The sequence below is a fragment of the Stieleria sedimenti genome (assembly GCF_025060895.1).
GTDB classification, from domain to species: domain Bacteria; phylum Planctomycetota; class Planctomycetia; order Pirellulales; family Pirellulaceae; genus Stieleria; species Stieleria sedimenti.
In genome coordinates, this window is the sequence record NZ_JANZKV010000109.1 from 1 (window position 1) to 3,540 (window position 3,540).

At 59.6% G+C, this 3,540-nt stretch carries 4 protein-coding genes; all 4 read right to left on the reverse strand.

Going from position 1 to position 3,540, the window contains the following annotated elements:
• Positions 1 to 207: 207 nt before the first annotated feature.
• On the reverse strand, positions 208 to 1,002 hold the full coding sequence (locus tag NZK35_RS15280; protein ID WP_259633405.1) for a thymidylate synthase: 795 nt from the start codon (positions 1,000 to 1,002) through the stop codon (positions 208 to 210).
• Positions 1,003 to 1,008: 6 nt separating this feature from the next.
• Complete coding sequence (gene trxA, locus NZK35_RS15285; RefSeq protein ID WP_095741422.1) at positions 1,009 to 1,338, reverse strand: thioredoxin; 330 nt, start codon at positions 1,336 to 1,338, stop codon at positions 1,009 to 1,011.
• A 302-nt stretch (positions 1,339 to 1,640) separates the two neighbouring features.
• Positions 1,641 to 2,504 (reverse strand): NUDIX hydrolase, encoded by an 864-nt coding sequence (locus tag NZK35_RS15290; RefSeq protein WP_259633406.1) that lies wholly within the window; start codon positions 2,502 to 2,504, stop codon positions 1,641 to 1,643.
• Between the two features lie 48 nt (positions 2,505 to 2,552).
• Complete coding sequence (locus tag NZK35_RS15295) at positions 2,553 to 3,299, reverse strand: sugar phosphate isomerase/epimerase family protein (protein WP_259633407.1); 747 nt, start codon at positions 3,297 to 3,299, stop codon at positions 2,553 to 2,555.
• Between the last annotated feature and the right edge of the window lie 241 nt (positions 3,300 to 3,540).

Here is a 3,540-nt window from a genome sequence, read left to right on the forward strand (position 1 = left end):
TCTTCAGATGAGGGCCCGTAGGCTCGCGCCAAACGGCTGATATTCGTTTGACATCAGCCGGTTCGCGCCAGCGTCCGGGCCCCCTCATTCATGTTAACTTAGCGGTATTGGGCTTCAGCCTGCACACCAACACTCTTGCCCGTGCCATTGGGGTCGCGCAGCGTGAGTTCAATATTTGACGCACCACTTTCTGCTGCTGCACTGCGTTCAGACCGCAACGGGGGCCTTGATGTGCGGGTGGGGCTCGTAATTGACGATCTCGAAGTCTTCGTACACAAACCCGTCGATCGATTCCGGCACGCGAGCGATCACCAGTTCCGGTAACGGCTTGGGTTCCCTGGAGAGCTGTTCCCGGGCCTGGTCGAAATGGTTCTGGTACAGGTGCACGTCGCCGAAGGTGTGCACGAACGCGCCGGGTTTCAGTCCGGTCACGCTGGCCATCATCATCGTCAGCAAGGCGTAGCTGGCGATGTTGAAGGGGACGCCCAGGAAGACGTCGGCACTGCGTTGATAAAGCTGGCACGAGAGCCGGCCATCGGAAACGTAAAACTGAAACAGCGTGTGGCAGGGGGGCAAGGCCATCGCGCCCACCTCGCTGACGTTCCAGGCCGAGACGATCAGCCGACGCGAAAGCGGGTTGGTGCGAATCTCGTTTTCGACCCAGGCGATCTGGTCGATCGTTTGCCCGTCTGGGGTCGGCCAAGACCGCCATTGGTGGCCATAGACCGGTCCCAAGTCGCCGTTCTCGTCGGCCCACTCGTCCCAGATCTTCACGCCGTTCTCGTTCAGCCACGCGATGTTGGTGTCACCACGAAGAAACCACAGCAGCTCGTAAATGATCGAGCGAAGGTGCACTTTCTTGGTGGTCAACAACGGGAATCCGTCGGACAAATCGAATCGCAACTGGCGGCCGAACAGGCTTCGCGTGCCGACGCCGGTGCGGTCGCCCCGATCAGAGCCGGATTCAAGGATGTCTTCGAGCAGGCGGAGGTACTGAAGCATTTCGTCTTAGACCGACGCGTCGATCGCTTCCTGAAGTGCGGCTTTGGTCGTGTTGCCGCCTCGGAAACTGTGCTCGACCTCGCCGTTCTTGAACAGCAACAGCGTCGGGATCCCCGTGATGCCGAACTTTTGAGCGACACCGGGGGCATCATCGATGTTCAATTTGCCGATCTTTGCCTTGCTGTTTTCTTCGGCCAGCTGGTCGATCATCGGAGCGATTGCACGGCACGGACCGCACCAGGGTGCCCAGAAATCAACGAGCACCGCGCCATCGGCTTGAAGGACTTCGGCATCAAAGTTGTCGTCAGTAAATTCTTTCACGGCGTCTGAAGCCATGGTCTTGGTCCTCGGGAAAGCAACAGGGAAAAGGAGAGGCCGACGGTGATCCGCCGATACTCGAGTGCGAATTGTAGGAAGCCGGGGGTGGTCGGCCAAGTTAGCCAAAGCGAGAATTTCAGCTCGCCGGGCTCAACCGGTCACCGCCGTTTCTTTCCAATCCCATTTTAACACTGGCCTTCGTGGCCCGACTGCCCCACTTGGGCAGTCCGTGTTGGAATCACCGGGCGTCACCGCGCAAGCTTAAAAAATCAACGCGTGCCCCCGCACGAACCGTGGTTCGGTCGCAACGCTGCGGCAGCTCATCGACTGTCTCGTTTGTCGACCCCACGCACCCAGTGCTCGACGGCACACGCGACGATTTCGGCAAATTCGCCGAGCAGCATCGCGGTCGCGCCCCAGACGTCTCGTCGACGTCCCAGGCAATCCTCAAACTCGATCGCTCGGTGTCCGAATCTGTACTGGAATACCTCGCCGCTGCCCTGACTCTTACCGATCCGCTGTTTTTTTTGATCGATGAGTGTGCAATGGGGGGCCGAGTGGGGAGCGCCTGGTTCCCCCAGGTGCAGCAGGCACTCCAACGGCATCTCGATCACTTCGTCCACCTCGACCGGGTCGGGGCGCCAATCGGCAGTCGGGCTTTGGGCGATGGGACTTTGGGCGGTGACGATTTGGGTATCCACCAGGTTGTCGCTGGCAAACACGTAGATCGGCGACAAACACCCCACCACGTCGATCACCTCCACCGGCAGCCCGAGTTCCTCCTGGTATTCCCGCAGCGCCGCCTGCAAGGAGGATTCGCCGGACTCGATTTGCCCGCCCGGCAAACAAACTTGTCCGCCGTGGTGCGACAAGGCTTTGGGGCGACGGGTGAGCGTCAGGCACAGCCGCCCGGTTTGCCGATGGGGATAGACCACAATCACGACGGCCGCCTGTCGTGAATCCGATCGGGCGGGTCCACGGTGGCGACCGTAAGACAAACGCGGCGCCAGCTTCGAACCGCCACGCGTCCGGGGGGAACCGATCGAACGGTACAGGAATTGGCCGCTCGGGAATTTGCCCGCATTGCCGCTCCGCTGGGCGAGCACTTGAGCGACCACGCTGCCAAACGTCTTGATGGATTCCGCAGCAAAAAGCTGCTCGGCGGCACGATCCCTGGCGGACACAACAATCCCCTTTTCCACGGCACCCGAAGTTGAAGAGTTGAGGGGCCCTTAGACGAGGGTTTCGAGCAGTCGACGCAGCTTTCGCAATTCGACCCGATGATCCAAACCTTCCATGGGCGTCATGTTGACCGTCAACGCGCGATCGTATTTCTCGCGTTCAAGCTGGGTGATCAGTTTTCCGTAGTCGACTTCCCCCTGGCCGACGCTGACCTGAAAGGCGTCGGGACGCGTGTCGCGAAGGTGCACGTTGCAAACGAACTTCAAAATGTGGTCCAGGCTTTTGCCCTTGGCCGAACCGGTGATGTAAACGCTCGGGTCCAAGGTGATGCCCAATCCATCGACGTTGTTGCACAGCACCATCAACGTGTCCGGATCCTCGCTTAAGCAACCGAGCTGGCTTTTCACGCTGACGCGAACCCCTTCGGCCTCACCGATTTCGACCAGTTTCTGCAGGTGTTCGACCTCCTCGTTGAAGGGGGTGCCCTGTTCGGCTGACGGAATGGTGATCGTGACCACCTTGGTCGTCTTGGCCATCCAACACAGTTTGGCGAACTGCTGGTAATGATCCGCGCCGGTGGACGCCAATTGCACGCTGTAGCCCGAAATATCGAGCCGGTGCGTGTGGCGGAGCAGTTGGATGGAGCGATCCATGTCCTCCAGCAATTCACTCGGTTTGACGTTCCCCGATTCGTGCAACGCAATCTCGATGGCGGTGAAATCCAAGTCGGAAGCAAGTTCGATCGCGGCAAGCAATTCGAGACCGGGAAAGCATTCAGTAGAAGCGGCGATCAACACGGGAGTATCCTTTCAATTCAACGTCTAGAATTCTGGTCGCATGACGGCGGGCGATCGAGTGCAAGCCGCCACCACGAATGGTTTTAGGTAAGCGTACCGATTTTGGCGATCTGGGCAAAAGACCGGTTTACCGGCTAATGCGTCGAAACGCACTTTCGTCTCGCTGCGCCGGCCAAACGCAGTCCGCCGCCGGGAATCCACCGTCTGGCGGAGGTTTTGCGGCACCGGACGGCTCGCGCCG

Coding starts and splice junctions, on each gene's coding strand:
- NZK35_RS15280 (WP_259633405.1), bottom strand. CDS start 1,002: ATGCTTCAGTACCTCCGCCTGCTCGAAGACATCCTTGAATCCGGCTCT.
- trxA (WP_095741422.1), bottom strand. CDS start 1,338: ATGGCTTCAGACGCCGTGAAAGAATTTACTGACGACAACTTTGATGCC.